Genomic DNA, 16,135 nt, shown 5'->3' on the forward strand with positions numbered 1-16,135 from the left:
CCATAATTTGCAAAATGTTGAGCTAAACTGACCGCTTTTTCGATAGTTCGATTATAAAGTGTAATATTTTGTTCTGCTTGTAGTAGTGGATATAGCACACCTTTGGTGGCTCCGCCAGCACCTAAAATTAAAACTCGTTGATTTTTCTCTAACCAATTTAATCTGTTGAGATCGGTAACTAAGCCAATCCCGTCAGTGTTATCAGCATATAAACGACCATCAGGTAAGCACTTTAGAGTATTACAAGCACCTGCTTGTTTACAGTTTTCACTATATTCATCAGCTAATGCAAATGCACGTTCTTTAAAAGGTGAAGTGACGTTAGCCCCTTTTGCACCTTGTACAAAAAAATCTGTGATTTGTTGTTCAAATAGGATGTCATTCCCTAATTTTGCATCATAACTAATCTCTTTGTTTAATTGTTCTGCAAATAGTTGATGAATTCTTGGTGACTTGCTTTGGTTAATTGGATTACCCCAAACCGCATATCTATTCATTATTAGCCCGCTCTTAAAATTTTTTGGGTAAAAATATCTCGAATTTCGGAAGGATTTTGTCTTCCTCCTGTTGGCATATCTACTACAGGAAAGTGATTACCAAATTGAGAGATGACATCTTGTACTGTGCGACAAGGCTCTTGTCCTGATAAATTCGCGCTAGTAGATGTTAATGCAAATCCAGCTTCTTGGCAGAGTTTTGTTACTGCTGGAATTTTGCATAGGCGTATTGCAATCGAGTTAAATTTACCCGTTAGATAAGCTGGAGTAGAAGGGGTGGTTGGCACAATCCAAGTTATCGCTTTGTCTGTTGGTTGTTCGATAATATCCCATTCGCATTGGCTTAATTGTGTGGTATCAATATAAGGCATTAAGAACTCTTTTGTTGGTGCGATGAGAATTAAGCCTTTTTCTATTGGACGTTTTTTTAGTGCGAGTAATTTCATCACAGCAGTTTCGCTATTAGGATTACAGCCTAATCCAAAAACGGCTTCGGTTGGATAGGCAATAACTTCATCATTTTGTAGTGTTGAGATAATCTCATTAAAAGAGAACATTAGTTTTCCTCTTCAGTAAATATATGCTTACATAGTTTATTGGCACATACATAGACCGTCTTACCTCGTTGTTTTTTCTTTGTTACCAAAGGATAATGACATTGAGGGCAAGGTTTTTCTATCGGTTTAGAGGGTAGCGTGAATTTACATTCTGGATAGCCTGTACAAGCGTAGAAATGTTTGCCTGAACGTCCAATTCGCTCAACCAATTTGTGCGTTCGACACTCTGGGCAATCCCATTCTTCAACGGTATCATTTTCTTCATGTACGGTAAAAGTACATTCAGGGTATTGGCTACACCCTATAAACATACCAAAACTACCTTGTTTTACTTGCAATAAAGCTCCACATTCTGGGCAAGTATCATCAAGGGTTTTTATAATATGTGTTGCTTGATGTAATGGTTTTAAATAATCGCATGCTGGGTAATTAGAGCATCCCCAGAATAATCCCTGTTTGCTTCGTTTTATCACTAAGGGATGATTGCATTTAGGGCAATATTCAGTCTGTTTAGTCGATTTAAATAGGCTCATTAATTAACTTAAATTCAATAACAAAAAACTGATTTTCAGTTGGATAGATTTCCTTAATCACTCTTTTTAATTGCTCTAGAGTCATATTTTCTTGTTGAGCATGTTGTTCGGATAATTGATCAAAAGTAATTGGTGTAACTGAAATAACTTGAATTTTAGCAAACAAGAGGTCAGTTTCATTAGTAAAAACATCAAGGATTTGAGTAGGCTTGAAATAGGATTCAGATTTATCTCGAATTGTGATTGTTTTTTTACCACTGATAATATCTGATTCAAATCGACTAAAGAATGTAATTTTATTCATCATAAATAGAAAGATCCATTAAGTGCCCGAAATGTTCGGGAGTAAATCCATGAGAGAGCATATATCGCCATATTTTTTGTTTAGCTTTTATATCTAAAGTCGCTGGGCATTTTTTTCTAAATACCTTTTCTGCAAGCTCAAACCAATCAATTTCTGTATTTTCCAATCCCTCTGATATAAGAGAGCTCGAAATACCTTTTTGGCGGAGCTCTTGCTTTAATCTATTTGGACCGTAGCCTTGATTGGCTCGTGAACGAATAAATTGGGTACAGAAGCGTTGATCGTTTTGCCAATTATGGCTTTGTGCTTTTTCAATAGCTTGTTCAATATCTTCTTCAATGTAAGATTTTTGATGTAGCTTTTGTCTTAATTCTAGCTCACTATAATCCCTTCTTGAAAGAAGATAAACGACATATTGAAGAGCGGTGTATTTATTTGTCATAGTATATAAAAAATGCGGTTTGGAAACCGCATTATTCTTTGATTAAAAATGAATTAAATTTCTTCTAATACTTCTTCAGCATCATTGTCTTCAATTGGCGCAAGATCTGACTTTTCATTATTAGACATTAGTAAATTTCTAATATCTTGTTCGATCTTATCTGCGTGTTCAGGATTCTCTTTTAACCATTTAATTGCATTGTTTTTACCTTGGCCGATCTTTTCTCCATTGTACGAGAACCATGCACCTGATTTTTGAATAAGATTGTGAGCAACAGCAAGACCTAAAATTTCTCCAACTTTAGAGATACCTTCTCCGTACATAATATCGAATTCTGCAACACGGAATGGTGGTGAAACTTTATTCTTAACCACTTTAACTTTTGTTTCACTACCTAAGATCTCATCGCCATCTTTTACAACACCAGAACGACGGATATCTAAGCGGACAGATGCATAGAATTTAAGCGCATTGCCACCAGTTGTGGTTTCAGGATTACCAAACATCACACCAATTTTCATACGAATTTGGTTAATGAATACCACTAAACAGTTAGTTGCTTTGATATTTGCTGTTAATTTTCTTAAAGCTTGAGACATCAAACGAGCCTGTAACCCCATATGAGAATCACCCATCTCGCCTTCAATTTCAGCTTTTGGTGTAAGTGCAGCAACAGAGTCCACGATAATCACATCAACTGCACCAGAACGCACTAAAGCATCACAAATTTCAAGGGCTTGTTCACCATTATCAGGTTGTGAAATAAGGAGTTTATCCGTATCCACCCCTAATTTTTTAGCGTAAACAGGATCTAATGCGTGTTCTGCATCAATGAACGCACAAGTTTTACCCGTTTTTTGTGCTTGAGCGATAACTGATAATGTAAGGGTTGTTTTACCTGACGATTCTGGTCCAAAAATCTCAACAATTCGTCCCATTGGTAAGCCACCAATCCCTAACGCTAAATCTAAACCGATAGATCCAGTTGAAACCGACTCAATATCTAATTGTTGCGTATCGCCCAATTTCATAATTGAGCCTTTACCAAATTGTTTTTCAATTTGGGCTAGAGCAGCAGCCAGTGCTTTTTCTTTGCTATCTGGTTCATTATATTTAGTTGCTGATGCTGATGATTTTTTTTCTGCCATTGCCTGATCCTTTTATTTTGATGTGGTGCAAAATTTTGAATTTATTATACTGTTTGTTTATACAGTTTCAAGTGTTTTTTTAGGATTTTCGATAGAGATCGAAAATATCAAAGAATGATCGATTGCTGATTGATAATGATCGCTCTTTTGCGATCAAAGGGATTCAACGCATTAATCATCATAATTTCCTCGTACTCAAATACATCATCTATACTGATTGATACCAATTCTACCAATGATTTTTCCAGTAGGGATGCAAGTTGAGTGCCTTTCAACAAATAATCTTTAGGGCTATACCAGCGATCATTTTTTAAAAAGAGTAAATTACCAATCGTACAATCGCTGATCTTACCATTATTTACGATCAATATTTCTTGACTTGGTTTTTGCAAATTTTTGAATGAATCTAACCGCTTACGATCGGTAAATTTAAATGAGTAGTCAAAATTTTCCATAGAAACACATTGAAATTGTTCAATTTTCCTTGGAATATAGGGCGAAATTTGCATTTCGTATTTATTGATATTGTAATCAATTCGACAGCGAAAAATTCCTTGTTGATATTCATTGGGAATAACAATATCCGATAAATTGAAGTTAGGTTTTACTTTTAAATAATTATTAAAAGCGTGATCCATCCGCTCTTGATGAAAAGAGAGATTTTGAAATTTGCCATTAATGAGTGATAAGGTTTCAAATAGTGGATAATGGCACATAGATTTTCTCTAGAATTTCATTATATTCATCATCGCATTGACTTAATGCTGTAATGCCTCCACCACTGCGGAAAATAAATTGGTTATGATCATTTTCAATGTAGCGAATGGCGACTGCACTATCTAAAGCATCGCCATCAAAATAACCAAATATCCCTGTATAGTAACCTCGTTCTTGTTTTTCGGCTTGCTGGATAATCTCAACGGTTTTGACCTTAGGGGCACCACTAATTGAGCCTGCAGGCAACATTTTCGTAAGTAAATTCCCTACCTTATTTTGCCAATTAAGCGGTAGTTCGCCTCGAATTTCAGAGCTTGTTTGATAAATCGCTCCTTTATGCGTATTCACTTGTTCCGCATAACGATATTTTGTAACTTGAATATTTTGGGCAACCAGAGCGAGATCATTTCTAATTAAATCCACAATCGTATTATGCTCGGCCAACTCTTTTTCAGAATTGAGTAGCTTTTCTAGAGCGTTTTCTTCCTTAACATTAATCGTTCCTTTCATCGGGTAGGAATAAATCATATTGCTATCAATTTTGATGAAGCATTCGGGTGAAAAGCAGACAAACTCATTATCAAGTAGTAGTTTATATTTAGCTCTGCTTGCCTGAAATATTTCAGATAAGGTGTAGTTGGTTCGAATAGACGTTGGCACAGTTAAATTGAGTAGATAACTGTTACCATTCTGAATTTCATTTTTTACTAAGTTAAATTTTTCTTGATACAACGTACGTTCGATTGGGGTAAATGTGAGTTCGAATTTTTTATCGATAGATTGCTCGGTAGCATTTGCTTTATCGGGGAATTTAAACCAAATTTTATGCTGTTCTAATGTTATAAGCGGATAGATCAGCGGTTTATTTTGCTCAAAATCGATCAGAAAGAAAAAAGGTGTTCTTGTCGTACCAAGTTGATTCGCCGTTTGAATAAAATTCAGCATAGATTTTATAAAAGTAAGGGGTAATGCCTCATTATAGCGAATTTTGAGTAGAATTAATAAAAATCCCCGCTTAATGCGGGGAGTGTAGTTTATTTACTCATTGCTTTTTGCCAAGTTGCTAACCATTGTTTAACAGTTTCAACATCGGGTTGAGTAAATGGTAATTGAGCATAATGTGGAAGTGTGCTATATGCAGGATCTGCATCTTTTGCTACTACAGGTTTCATTACATTATTCACAGAAATAATTTTTTGAGCTTCAGGTGTTTGTAAGAAAGTTAAGAATTGGCGAGCAAGCTCAGGTTGTTTACTTGCTTTTGTTATTCCAGCTACTTCAATTTGAACGAGATGACCTTCATCAAAGTTTGCGGCTGCATAACTATCATCTTGTTCGCTCCATTGATGATAGAGTGGGGAAGTTGAGTAGCTTAATACTAAATCAGATTCACCTTTTAAGAATGCGCCATAAGTCTCAGACCAACCTTTACCAACAGTTACAGTATGTTTAGCTAATTGCTCCCAAGCTTTTTCTGCATCATTACCATAAACTTGATTGACCCAGAATAGTAAGCCACGGCCTACAGTACTTGTGCGAGGATCTTGATAGATGATTTTTAGATCTTCACGATCAATCAATTCTTTCAAGCTTTTTGGTGGGTTAGTGACATTTTTCTTATTATAGACAAATGCATATTCACCATAATCATAAGGAACGAAAGTTTTATCTGTCCACACTGTTTCTAAATCTAATTTAGAAGTATCTAGTTGATGAGGAATAAATAACCCTGATTTTTCAGCTTCAGGCATTACAAAATTATCGATACCTAACATCACATCCGCTTTTGTTTTTTGACCTTCTAAACGAATGCGATTGAACATGGTTACTCCATCTTCAAATGGCATAAATTTTAAATCGCAATTACATTCTTCTTCAAAAATTGCTTCTAATTTTGGTGCAGGTCCCCATTCAGAGGTAAATGAATCATAGGTATAAACAGTTAATGTTGGTTGATTAGCAGCTAGTACAGATACAGATATTGCAATGCTGGAAAGTGCAAAAATGTGGGTAAGTTTCATAGAATAATTCCTTCTACATAGAATTAAAATAGAAGGATCTAAAACAAGAAGAAAGTAGCTTGTCTCAAATCCCTACGCTGATATTAATCAGATCAGGTTCTATGGGTATTTCTCAGCTTTAACTAAAGCACCCCAATGAGAACGTCGATTTGAATATTGTACAATAAAAAGGAATAAACCAGAATGTATTAAAGTCGATTTAATCCTTTTTATTGAAGTATTGATATTTATTAGTGTATACCAATCCATTCAGGTAATGCCATTGAGATGACTGGTATATATGTAATGATCCCTAAATTAATAGGATCAATACCTAATTTAAGCGCAATAGGGAATAATATTGTGGCTAAAACTAGAATAATGGTAGTGACTGATATAGTTTATCAATTACCAATCTATGCTAGGTGTTTATTCAATAATAGGATCATTAGACCATGCAGATAATGATAATTTAATACTAATAGTTAATGTATTAATAAGTTCCTTAAAATTAGGATGAAATATTATGTTTTCCTCTTTTGTGTTGAATTAATTAGTTAATTTGTTTTTTCGATTTTTCAAATATGAAAAATGCTTATGTTTATGATTTTTTATAAATAATTAGAAAAATAAGATTTAAAAAAGGAAAAATAAATAAGGATGTTAGTGGCTAACATCCTTATTTTTCATTAAAGAAATGAGTTTTATAAATGAAGTAATGTTTCTAAATTAGGTGCAAAATAATAACTTCCTGTCACTGCTTTTGTAAATCCTAATAAGCGGTCAGTTTTACCATCTAATTCACCAAACATACTTTTTAATTGTTGATCAATATTGTATAAACGTTTAGAAAAAGCAAGGTAATAGAGACCATGTTCGCCACTTGCTTTTCCATAAGGTAAGCTATGGCGTAACACTTTTAATCCTTTGCCATTTTCTTTTAGATCAACTCGTCCTACATGAGAGTTACTTGGCACATCATCTAATTCGACACTATCTGCTTTTGTTCTACCAATCACTTGCTCTTGGCGATCGCTAGACATTTTATTCCATTTTTGTAATTGATGAATATAACGTTGGCTAAGCACATAACTCCCACCTTCATCTTCGCCTTCATTGATAAGTGCTACCTCACGTAATTTCTCTTCATTTTCTGGGTTCTCTGTACCATCAATAAATCCAGTAAGATCACGTTCTTCTATCCAACGGAAACCGTTTACTTCTTCTTCAACAGTAGCAATATCTTGTAATTGTTCAACCACAATAAGAGCCAGTGCAAAATTAACATCAGGGCGATCTGATTGAATATGAATAAGTAAATCACGTTGTGTTGCAGGAGCAAATTCACGTTCTTCTGAACCTAAGGAGATAAAAGATTTCAATTCTGGAGCAGAGGTATTAGGTGCTAATTTTCTCCATAACTTTTCACCAAAAGCAAATGTAATTCCTAATTCTTCAAGTGAAAACTTTTGTTTTGTAGCCTGAAATTTTTCATAAATAACTCTAATTTTATCTGCTAGTTTTGTTGAATTATTAATGGTTAATTCAATAAACATACCTGATTTACGGTGCATTAATGTGATGCCACTTTGTGGGGTTGCCATGAGTTTTACTCCTCAATATTAGTACAAAATGATTGTTTGTCTATTTTACTTTTTTCTGTGAAATATCACAAAGCCCTATAACCTATAATATTAATTATCAGAGCGTAATGAAATTTCACCTATTGCAAAAGGGATTAGGGTATTATTTTGCTCTAGTAATAATTCTCCACTATTATTTATTCCGCTGGCAATTCCATGAATTTCTCCTTTTTCAGTAATCAATTTCACGGGTTTTTTATAGAATAAATCGAATTGATTCCATTGTGGTAAATAATCTAAAAAGGTATGTTGAGGAAATTCAACCAGCATTTTTTGCAGTCGTTGTGCTAATAGGGAGGCGAATTGATTACGATCGAGTTGATAATGTGAAAGATCACTCCACGCTTGATTGACAATTTTTGGATCAATTGCATTCATAGATAAATTTAAACCAATGCCAATCACTAAATCAATACTATGACGATTTGTTCGGCTTTCAATTAAAATCCCACCCATTTTTTTACCTTGGTAGTAAATATCATTGGGCCATTTAATTTGAATATCTTTGACTTTGAGTTGCTGAAAGGTTTCAGCAATAACTATTGCTACCACTAAACTTAATGGTGCAATTTGAGAAAGGTTAATAGAAGAATAACGCCATAGCATTGAGAAATAGAGGTTTTCAGAAAATGGGGAATACCATTTTCTACCTCGTCGTCCTCTTCCTGCGGTTTGAGTTTCTGCAATACAAACAGAGCCAGAGGGAAGTTGATTATGGTGAGCTAATAAATATTCGTTAGTCGAATCAATTTCAGTAAAAACGATTGCTTGACCATAGTTTAATGCTCTTTGGATCTCTGCTTGATTCAATAAGATCATCGAGTGATTTCCTCACTATTAATTTCACCAGATTTCCCTATAAAACGAACCTCAGGATGAATTTCTATTCCAAATTTTTCACGCACTTTTTGGCGGACAGTTTTAGCCAATTGGATGACATCTTTTGCTGTTGCATTATCCTTATTGATTAATACCAGAGCTTGTTGAGTATGTACGGCTGCCCCTCCAATTTGATAGCCTTTTAATTGGCATTGGTCAATAAGCCAACCAGCAGGAATTTTAACGTTGCCATCAGCTTGAGGGTAGTGAGGTATCGTTGGATAAGCGGTCAGAAGATCTGAAAATTTTGCAAAAGTAATGATCGGATTTTTAAAGAAACTGCCTGCATTACCAAATTGATCTGGATTGGGTAATTTTGCCGATCGAATTGCGCAGACTTCATCAAAGATTTGTTGAGCTGTAACTGTTGTAGGATCGAATTGTGTTAATGATCCGTACGTTAGAGTCGGTTGCCATTGTTTAGCTAACTTTAATCCTACGGATATGATTGCGTAGTCGTCTTTATACTCGTGTTTAAAAATGCTTTCTCGATAACCAAATTGGCATTGTTCGTTCGATAATTTTAATGTTTCGCCAGAATGAAGGTTGATGACTTCAACAAACTCACAAGCCTTTTCAAATTCTACGCCATAAGCACCAATATTTTGGATAGGTGCTGAACCTACACAACCGGGAATCAAAGCAAGATTCTCTAATCCCATGATATTTTGTGTTAATGTCCATTTTACTAATTCATGCCAATTTTCCCCTCCTGCAACGTTAAGGTAATGAAAATCCTCATCTTCAGTATGTTGAATCCCTTTTAATTGATTAATTAACACTGTGCCAGCAAAATTTTCAACAAATAAAATATTACTCCCTTGACCTAATAATAGAACAGGCTGATTAGCTTGATTGGCTTTTTGCCACTCATCAATTAATTCAGATGGGGTATGAACAGGAATAACCTTGTTTGCGGTAACGGAAAGATGAAAAGTATGAAAAGGGCGTAAATTTTTATTCATAATATAGAGTATATTGAGTTAAATTTGAGATAGTTTACCATTTATTGATAAACAAAAAAGGCTAAGTTTTCACTTAGCCTCATGTAATTAACTATTCGTAATTATTTAGCAAAATAAGCTTCTAAATCGTCACTACCGCCGATGTGTTTACCACCGATAAATACTTGTGGTACAGATGTTTTACCTGTAATTGCACGAACAGAAGTTGTGCTTGCATCGTGTCCAAGTACGATTTCTTCAAACTGATAACCTTTTTCAGTTAATAATTTTTTCGCTTTTGCACAGAATGGGCAACCTGGTTTTGTGAAAATTGATACTGATGGTTTAGCTGACCAGTCAGGTTTGATGTATTTCATCATTGTATCAGCATCTGATACTTTGAACGGGTCACCTGGTTCTTCTGGCTCGATAAACATTTTTTCTACAACACCATTTTTAACGAGCATAGAATAACGCCAAGAACGTTTACCAAAACCAAGATCATCTTTCTCAACTAATAAGCCCATTTTTTCTGTAAACTCACCATTCCCATCTGGAATTACTGTAATGTTGTCAGATTCTTGAGCTTCTTTCCAAGCATTCATAACAAAAGTATCGTTAACAGACATACAAATAATGTCATCAATACCTACTGCTTTGAATTCATTTGCTAACTCGTTATAGCGAGGTAAATGAGTTGATGAGCAAGTTGGGGTAAATGCGCCTGGTAATGAAAATACGATAACAGTTTTGTTATTGAATAATTCATCAGTTGAAACATCAACCCAACTATCGCCTTGACGAGTATGGAATACTACGCTTGGAACCTTCTGACCAGTCATATCTTTAAAAGACATTGTTTTCTCCTCTGTTAATGACTAAAAATCCTCACCATTCTACACATAAATATGACATAATCCTAATCTATTTTATCTATAACTGTGAGATAATTTACCCATCAATCATAGGGATAAAGAGAATATATTATGAACATACGAGATCTAGAATACTTGATTGCATTAGCTGATTTTAAACATTTTCGTAAAGCAGCAGATGCTTGTAATGTTAGCCAGCCAACATTAAGTGGACAAATTCGTAAGCTAGAGGATGAATTGGGAACTGTTTTGCTAGAAAGAACGAGTCGCAAAGTTCTATTTACTCAAGCAGGTTTGACTCTTGTGGAACAAGCAAAACGAATTTTACGTGAAGTAAAAATTTTAAAGGAAATGGCAAGTAATCAAGGAAAAGATATGTCTGGACCAATTCTTATTGGTATTATTCCAACATTAGGACCGTATTTATCTCCAGTCATTTTACCTATATTAAAAAAACAATACCCAGAGTTAGATATCTATATTTATGAACTGCAAACAGAACAATTATTAGAGCAGTTAGAGGCAGGGCAAATTGATTGTGGTATTTTAGCATTAGGGAAAGAGAGTGAGACATTTATTGAAGTACCTATTTTTGATGAAAAAATGTATCTTGCAGTTTCTCATACTCATCCTTGGGCAAATAAGAATGTATTAAACTTAAGTGAACTGCGTGATCAAGAAATGCTAATGTTAGATAATGGACATTGCTTAAGAACACAGACAATGAATTATTGTTTATCTACAGGAGCAAAAGAAAATGAGCATTTTAAAGCGAGCAGCATAGAAACATTAAGAAATATGGTTGCAGCAGAAATTGGCATGGCGTTTATTCCAGAATTAGCTACAAGGATTAAAAAAGATGATAATCTGGTTTATGTGGGATTTAGTGATCCGGTACCATATCGTAAAATTGGACTTGTCTATAGACCGGGTTCACCATTGCGTTTGCGTTATGAACGTTTAGCAAAAGAAATTGAATCTATTATGAAGGGTAATTAAATTGGGTATTAGAGCTGAACAAAAAGAAAAGACGCGTAGAGCTTTGGTAGATGCAGCGTTTAATCAATTAAGTGCAGAAAAAAGTTTTTCTAATTTGAGTTTGAGAGAAGTTTCACGAGAGGCAGGAATTGCTCCAACTTCATTCTATCGTCATTTTAAAGATATGGATGAACTTGGATTAGCAATGGTTGATGAGTCAGGGTTAGTCTTACGCCAATTGATGCGAAGAGCAAGGAAACGACTAGAAAATGGTGGTGGAATTGTTGCTACATCAGTCGACACTTTTTTTGAGTTTATTACAGCTAGACCAAATATGTTTCGACTGTTACTTCGGGAAAGTTCAGGAAGCTCAGTAGCATTTCGAGCGGCTATTTTTCGTGAAATAGAGCATTTTGTTGCAGAACTTGCTGAATATATAAAAATCCGCAACCCAAATATATCAACAGAGCTTGCCTATATAGAATCTGAAGGGTTAGTAACACTTGTTTTTACTGCAGGGGCAAGAGCATTAGATATGAGTAATAAAGAGAAATATATATTGAAACATCGCTTAACTAAGCAACTTAGAATGTTTATATATGGTACAGAAAATTATGTAGTAAATAAAAAATAAATATAATATTTTATAAGTTTAGTATATTGATCTACAATTTCCTTATGATAGTTATATTTATAATAATTATTTAAAATAATTAAGTTTATCAAGGAATCAAGGAGAGCGTTACATATAGTATAGATTGCATTTTTACCAAAATAAGTATAATGTATTACTGCTTATATAAAAATCTTTAGCCAAAATATCATTACCCCTCTTAGACAAAAATATTAACTATTTGTTTTTAATTAAATTACTTAATCTTATTATTAAGTTTTCTCACAAATTTTAAATACTAGACATCACTCAATTGAAAAACAAAGGAACTTTAGCTCTATGTTATTGTCGAAAAATATGATCCCAAATAGAAAAAGGGATCAAGACTTATCTCCCTCCGTATTATGAAGGACCTAAGCCTGTTAGAATATATCCCACAAAAAAGTGGGGTTAAGGCTCGGCATGGGTTAAAACCGTGAAAAAAATCTTTCTGTATGTTTGTTATCTAGTAGAAAGACATATTTACATACAAAAGAAATTAAACTACACCCTAAGTTATATCAGTAGTAACTTTTACCTATGCTGTTTATAATATTGGGAATTCCCCAATTCACATCTTATTACATTTGATAAGGAGTCAATTATGGAAGGTAAAATTGCTCTTGAAGAGCACTTCTCTACAGAATTAAATAATAAATATTGGGATGCTGAAGGCGAGGAGGGTCGTAATGGTGAAGACTACTCAAAAGATGTTGCTCGTAAACTAGCTGACCCTGATCTTTGTGTTGCAGAAATGGACCGAGCTGGTATCCAAATGTGTATCATGTCACTTACCTCACCAGGTGTACAATCTGTTGAAGATCCTGAAGAAGCGGTTGAATTGGCTCGTAATGCAAATGACTATGCTTATTCATTTATTCAAAAACACCCTGACAGACTTACCTCTTTTGCTTCTGTTGCCCTTCAAAATCCTGAAGCTGCAGCTGATGAACTTGAACGTGCAGTAACTAAACTTGGCTTAAAAGGTGTACTAATCAATGGTTATAGTAATATTGGTCCTAATGAACAAGTACAATACTTAGATGAAGCACCTTTAGATGTGTTCTGGGAACGTATGGTAAAACTTAATGTACCTATGTATTTACACCCTCGTGAACCACTTCCAAGTCAACGTCGTTCTATTCAAGGCTATCCTGAACTTGTAGGCTCAGCTTGGGGATTTGGTTATGAAACTGCAAGCCATGCAGTAAGATTAATGCTTAGCGGATTGTTTGATCGCTATCCGACTTTACAAGTTATTTTAGGTCACTTAGGTGAAGGTTTACCTTACATGCTTCCACGTTTGCAACATAGATTAGATATGCAACGTTTTGGTTCTAAAGGTTCAAAGGCAAAACATCGTACAGGTTATTACTTAGCAAATAACTTCCATCTAACTACTAGTGGACATTTCCATGCAAGACCATTACTTGAAGCAATTGATCAAGTAGGTATTGACCGTATCATGTTCTCAACAGACTATCCTTATGAGCATATGGATGCTGGTTCTCGTTGGTTTGATGATATTTTGCTTGATAACCAAACTAAGTTACAAATAGGTCGTGAAAATGCAAATAAACTATTTTCTCTAAACTTACCTTCTCTAGAAGAAAGTAATGCAGCTACGTCTGCATCTTAATACTATTAATTAAGATATATAATAAAAAAAGACCAGCTTTTCAAAAGTTGGTTTTTTTTGCATAGTGATAAAAATCTTAGAAAATTTGTCTGTAAATATCCTATTCTTAATACAATGTTATTGTGGATTAATTAAATCTTCTACTTATATTCAAAAAGTGTTCATGTTATAACTTATTATAAATCCTAATATACTCCTCTTTTAACTGATTGACCTTATTTAAACTGTTGATAGATAGCAACCTAAATCTTCGTTCGATAACTATGATCAAATCGTTCAATATAAATATTCTGATAAGAATAATCTGGTTCAGTATAATTTTTTAGTTTGTACATCTATTTTAGTTTCTTTTCGCAGTAAGACTATTTAGGTTCAGTTATTTACTCTTATCAAGACCCTTTATAGATATTTTATAAGAAAATTCTACGAATAAGTTGTATTATTTTAGGAGGACATTTACAGAGTATTATAATTACAATAATTATATAGGCTTTTCCATTACTTCCAAAAAAAGTAGGCTAAAGCTTTGTACTACAAAGCGCTAACCCACTTTTCCCACACTTTTGTCTACTATATCTTTTACGTTATAGACTATTTGAAATGTTTGATATCAAGACAATAAAAAAATAGAAATACGTTTTAAGCTCTTATAACACTCTGATCAAAGTAATTTATTATTTAACTAAGAATAATACAGTATCAACATAGTGTTGGATAAAATCATTTGTTGATTTTGAGTCAGAGAAGCCTTCACCGTTGATTTGGTATTGTTCGTTTACCAAGAATGTTGGTACTCCACGAACTTTAAATTCTTCTTGAGCTTGTTCTTGTTTATTAACTAATGCATTAACCGCAAAGCTATTAATTCCACCATCAAATTGTTCTGCTGTAATGCCATTTGCAATGAATACATTACGAATATCATCCATTGATTTGAACTTATCATTATGTGCAGCTTCAAATAGCGGACGTTTTACTTTATCTTCTGCACCTAAAGCCATTGCAAGAGCCCAAGCTCGAGTGAGGTTTTTAGATTGACGACCTAAGAAATCGACATGGTATTGTTTTAAAACAACTCCTTCTGGTAAATCTGCTTTAATCTTATCTGGAATTTCATAATTCATTTCGAAATTATAGCAGTGTGGGCAATAGAAAGAGAAAAATTCTAACACTTCTTTTTGTGCAGAAGGTACTTGACGAACTTCAATAAATTCTTTGCCTAAGACAGGATCCTGAGCAATGGCTACCGAATTAAATGCAAATAACGCAGAAAGCGCAATAAAAGTCGTTTTTAATGCTAATTTTTTCATACATATCCTCTAGTGAAAAAGTTATCTAAATTGACAACAGATAACTGCGTAAAGTTTCATTAATCTTTTAAAATACCTCTAGCTTTCAATAGGGCAGTTTTAAAATCCTCTTCATAATCTTTTTTGATTCCAGGAATCGCTTCCGATTTGTCTTTCCCTCGCATTTTTAATTGATAAATTAAGACTTCATCACGAAGTGCATCAAGGTTATCTTTTTCACCAACCTCTTCTGCAATTTTATAAAGTAAATCAAGTAGATGTAAATCAGGTTCTTTACGCCAATGTTCACCTAATAATTCTAGTACCTCGTTTAAACGTTTACATTTCATGATAAATCCTTAAATAATTTGGAAAAAACAAGCGGAAATCATATACTTTTCACCATAATTTTGCAAAATGAAGGAAATAAAATGTGTCAAATAAATGATATTTCAGCAGTAATTTTAGCTGGAGGCCTAGCACGTCGTTTACAGGGGGTTGAGAAAGGTTTGCAGGAAGTTGCAGGAAAACCATTGATTACACATATTATTGAACGTTTATCGCCTCAAATTTGCAAAATTTATCTCAATATTAACCGCTTGTATGAGAATTATCATCAGCAGTATCCTGCTGTTCCAACTTATTCAGATAATTTAGTGGGTTTTCAAGGTCCATTAAGTGGAATTTTATCGGGATTTCAGCATATAGAGAGTGAATATCTATTGTTTGTGCCTTGTGATACCCCTTTTCTACCAACTAATTTACTAAAGAAATTATCAACAGTTCTAAGAATTAATCAGGCTCAAATTGCGTATGCGCATGATGGTGAAAGACCTCATCCAACTTTCGCTTTAATTCATCGCTCTGTGGAAAAGGCATTAGCAGATTATTTGGCAAGAGGAGAACGCCGCTTGTTACAATTTTTTCATTCACAAAAAAGTGTAGCAGTCGATTTTTCTGAGCAGTCTTGTGCTTTTAAAAATTTTAATACACCAGAAGAGTTTACAAGCGGTCAGATTTCATCAATATTTTGCAATA

Annotated in this window: 19 protein-coding genes and 1 riboswitch; of the genes, 4 read left to right on the forward strand and 15 right to left on the reverse strand. The window is 34.1% G+C overall.

From position 1 onward, the window contains the following. From aroE to Q1J40_RS08945, 13 genes are all read right to left on the reverse strand, one after another. On the reverse strand, nucleotides 1-497 hold a 497-nt coding region (gene aroE / locus Q1J40_RS08885; RefSeq protein WP_301099819.1), incomplete at its 3' end, for a shikimate dehydrogenase. A 2-nt stretch (nucleotides 498-499) separates the two neighbouring features. Beyond that, nucleotides 500-1,054 (reverse strand): L-threonylcarbamoyladenylate synthase type 1 TsaC, encoded by a 555-nt coding sequence (gene tsaC, locus Q1J40_RS08890; RefSeq protein WP_301099820.1) that lies wholly within the window; start codon nucleotides 1,052-1,054, stop codon nucleotides 500-502. Next, nucleotides 1,054-1,587 (reverse strand): DNA topoisomerase family protein, encoded by a 534-nt coding sequence (locus tag Q1J40_RS08895; protein WP_301099821.1) that lies wholly within the window; start codon nucleotides 1,585-1,587, stop codon nucleotides 1,054-1,056. The genes tsaC and Q1J40_RS08895 overlap by 1 nt, the downstream gene beginning before the upstream one ends. After that, nucleotides 1,574-1,891, reverse strand: coding sequence for a N(4)-acetylcytidine aminohydrolase (yqfB, locus tag Q1J40_RS08900; protein ID WP_301099840.1), 318 nt, complete (start codon nucleotides 1,889-1,891; stop codon nucleotides 1,574-1,576). Before yqfB ends, Q1J40_RS08895 begins: the two co-directional genes overlap by 14 nt. Then, on the reverse strand, nucleotides 1,884-2,333 hold the full coding sequence (recX, locus tag Q1J40_RS08905) for a recombination regulator RecX (protein ID WP_301099822.1): 450 nt from the start codon (nucleotides 2,331-2,333) through the stop codon (nucleotides 1,884-1,886). Before recX ends, yqfB begins: the two co-directional genes overlap by 8 nt. Nucleotides 2,334-2,386: 53 nt before the next feature. Then, nucleotides 2,387-3,481 carry a recombinase RecA gene (gene recA / locus Q1J40_RS08910; RefSeq protein WP_301099823.1) on the reverse strand — a complete coding sequence of 365 codons (1,095 nt, stop codon included), beginning with the start codon at nucleotides 3,479-3,481 and terminating at the stop codon, nucleotides 2,387-2,389. A 107-nt stretch (nucleotides 3,482-3,588) separates the two neighbouring features. Then, nucleotides 3,589-4,197 carry an aminotransferase class IV family protein gene (locus Q1J40_RS08915; RefSeq protein ID WP_301099824.1) on the reverse strand — a complete coding sequence of 203 codons (609 nt, stop codon included), beginning with the start codon at nucleotides 4,195-4,197 and terminating at the stop codon, nucleotides 3,589-3,591. Beyond that, entirely contained in the window at nucleotides 4,175-5,143 is a 969-nt protein-coding gene (locus Q1J40_RS08920; protein ID WP_301099825.1) for an aminodeoxychorismate synthase component I, read from the reverse strand. The genes Q1J40_RS08915 and Q1J40_RS08920 overlap by 23 nt, the downstream gene beginning before the upstream one ends. A gap of 89 nt (nucleotides 5,144-5,232) precedes the next feature. Next, nucleotides 5,233-6,219, reverse strand: coding sequence for a thiamine ABC transporter substrate binding subunit (thiB, locus tag Q1J40_RS08925; RefSeq protein ID WP_301099826.1), 987 nt, complete (start codon nucleotides 6,217-6,219; stop codon nucleotides 5,233-5,235). A 51-nt stretch (nucleotides 6,220-6,270) separates the two neighbouring features. Continuing rightward, nucleotides 6,271-6,364, reverse strand: a riboswitch (TPP riboswitch). A gap of 538 nt (nucleotides 6,365-6,902) precedes the next feature. Then, nucleotides 6,903-7,802 carry a Dyp-type peroxidase gene (locus Q1J40_RS08930; RefSeq protein ID WP_301099827.1) on the reverse strand — a complete coding sequence of 300 codons (900 nt, stop codon included), beginning with the start codon at nucleotides 7,800-7,802 and terminating at the stop codon, nucleotides 6,903-6,905. Nucleotides 7,803-7,892: 90 nt separating this feature from the next. Further along, nucleotides 7,893-8,660: a biotin--[acetyl-CoA-carboxylase] ligase gene (locus Q1J40_RS08935; RefSeq protein WP_301099828.1), complete on the reverse strand. Its 768-nt coding sequence runs from the start codon at nucleotides 8,658-8,660 to the stop codon at nucleotides 7,893-7,895. Beyond that, nucleotides 8,657-9,685 carry a UDP-N-acetylmuramate dehydrogenase gene (murB, locus tag Q1J40_RS08940; protein WP_301099829.1) on the reverse strand — a complete coding sequence of 343 codons (1,029 nt, stop codon included), beginning with the start codon at nucleotides 9,683-9,685 and terminating at the stop codon, nucleotides 8,657-8,659. The genes Q1J40_RS08935 and murB overlap by 4 nt, the downstream gene beginning before the upstream one ends. A gap of 101 nt (nucleotides 9,686-9,786) precedes the next feature. After that, on the reverse strand, nucleotides 9,787-10,521 hold the full coding sequence (locus Q1J40_RS08945; RefSeq protein WP_301099830.1) for a glutathione peroxidase: 735 nt from the start codon (nucleotides 10,519-10,521) through the stop codon (nucleotides 9,787-9,789). A 129-nt stretch (nucleotides 10,522-10,650) separates the two neighbouring features. On the opposite strand from Q1J40_RS08945, the gene oxyR reads away from it, so the two are divergent. From oxyR to Q1J40_RS08960, 3 genes are all read left to right on the forward strand, one after another. Next, nucleotides 10,651-11,538 carry a DNA-binding transcriptional regulator OxyR gene (gene oxyR / locus Q1J40_RS08950; protein ID WP_301099831.1) on the forward strand — a complete coding sequence of 296 codons (888 nt, stop codon included), beginning with the start codon at nucleotides 10,651-10,653 and terminating at the stop codon, nucleotides 11,536-11,538. Beyond that, on the forward strand, nucleotides 11,534-12,151 hold the full coding sequence (gene fabR, locus Q1J40_RS08955) for an HTH-type transcriptional repressor FabR (RefSeq protein WP_301099842.1): 618 nt from the start codon (nucleotides 11,534-11,536) through the stop codon (nucleotides 12,149-12,151). The genes oxyR and fabR overlap by 5 nt, the downstream gene beginning before the upstream one ends. Before the next feature lie 622 nt (nucleotides 12,152-12,773). Continuing rightward, the gene (locus Q1J40_RS08960) at nucleotides 12,774-13,808 is read left to right on the forward strand and encodes an amidohydrolase family protein (RefSeq protein WP_301099833.1); all 1,035 of its coding nucleotides are present in this window, start codon (nucleotides 12,774-12,776) and stop codon (nucleotides 13,806-13,808) included. 674 nt (nucleotides 13,809-14,482) lie between these two features. Here Q1J40_RS08960 and dsbA read toward each other — a convergent pair. Both dsbA and Q1J40_RS08970 read right to left on the reverse strand, forming a co-directional pair. Then, nucleotides 14,483-15,118 (reverse strand): thiol:disulfide interchange protein DsbA, encoded by a 636-nt coding sequence (gene dsbA / locus Q1J40_RS08965; RefSeq protein ID WP_301099834.1) that lies wholly within the window; start codon nucleotides 15,116-15,118, stop codon nucleotides 14,483-14,485. A 59-nt stretch (nucleotides 15,119-15,177) separates the two neighbouring features. After that, nucleotides 15,178-15,447, reverse strand: coding sequence for a YihD family protein (locus tag Q1J40_RS08970; RefSeq protein WP_301099836.1), 270 nt, complete (start codon nucleotides 15,445-15,447; stop codon nucleotides 15,178-15,180). An 81-nt stretch (nucleotides 15,448-15,528) separates the two neighbouring features. Here Q1J40_RS08970 and mobA point away from each other — a divergent pair. Next, nucleotides 15,529-16,135, forward strand: a 607-nt coding sequence (mobA, locus tag Q1J40_RS08975; protein WP_301099838.1) for a molybdenum cofactor guanylyltransferase MobA, incomplete at its 3' end; no start/stop codon positions are given.

The organism is Otariodibacter sp. (genome assembly GCF_029256985.1).
Taxonomy (GTDB): Bacteria; Pseudomonadota; Gammaproteobacteria; order Enterobacterales; family Pasteurellaceae; genus Otariodibacter.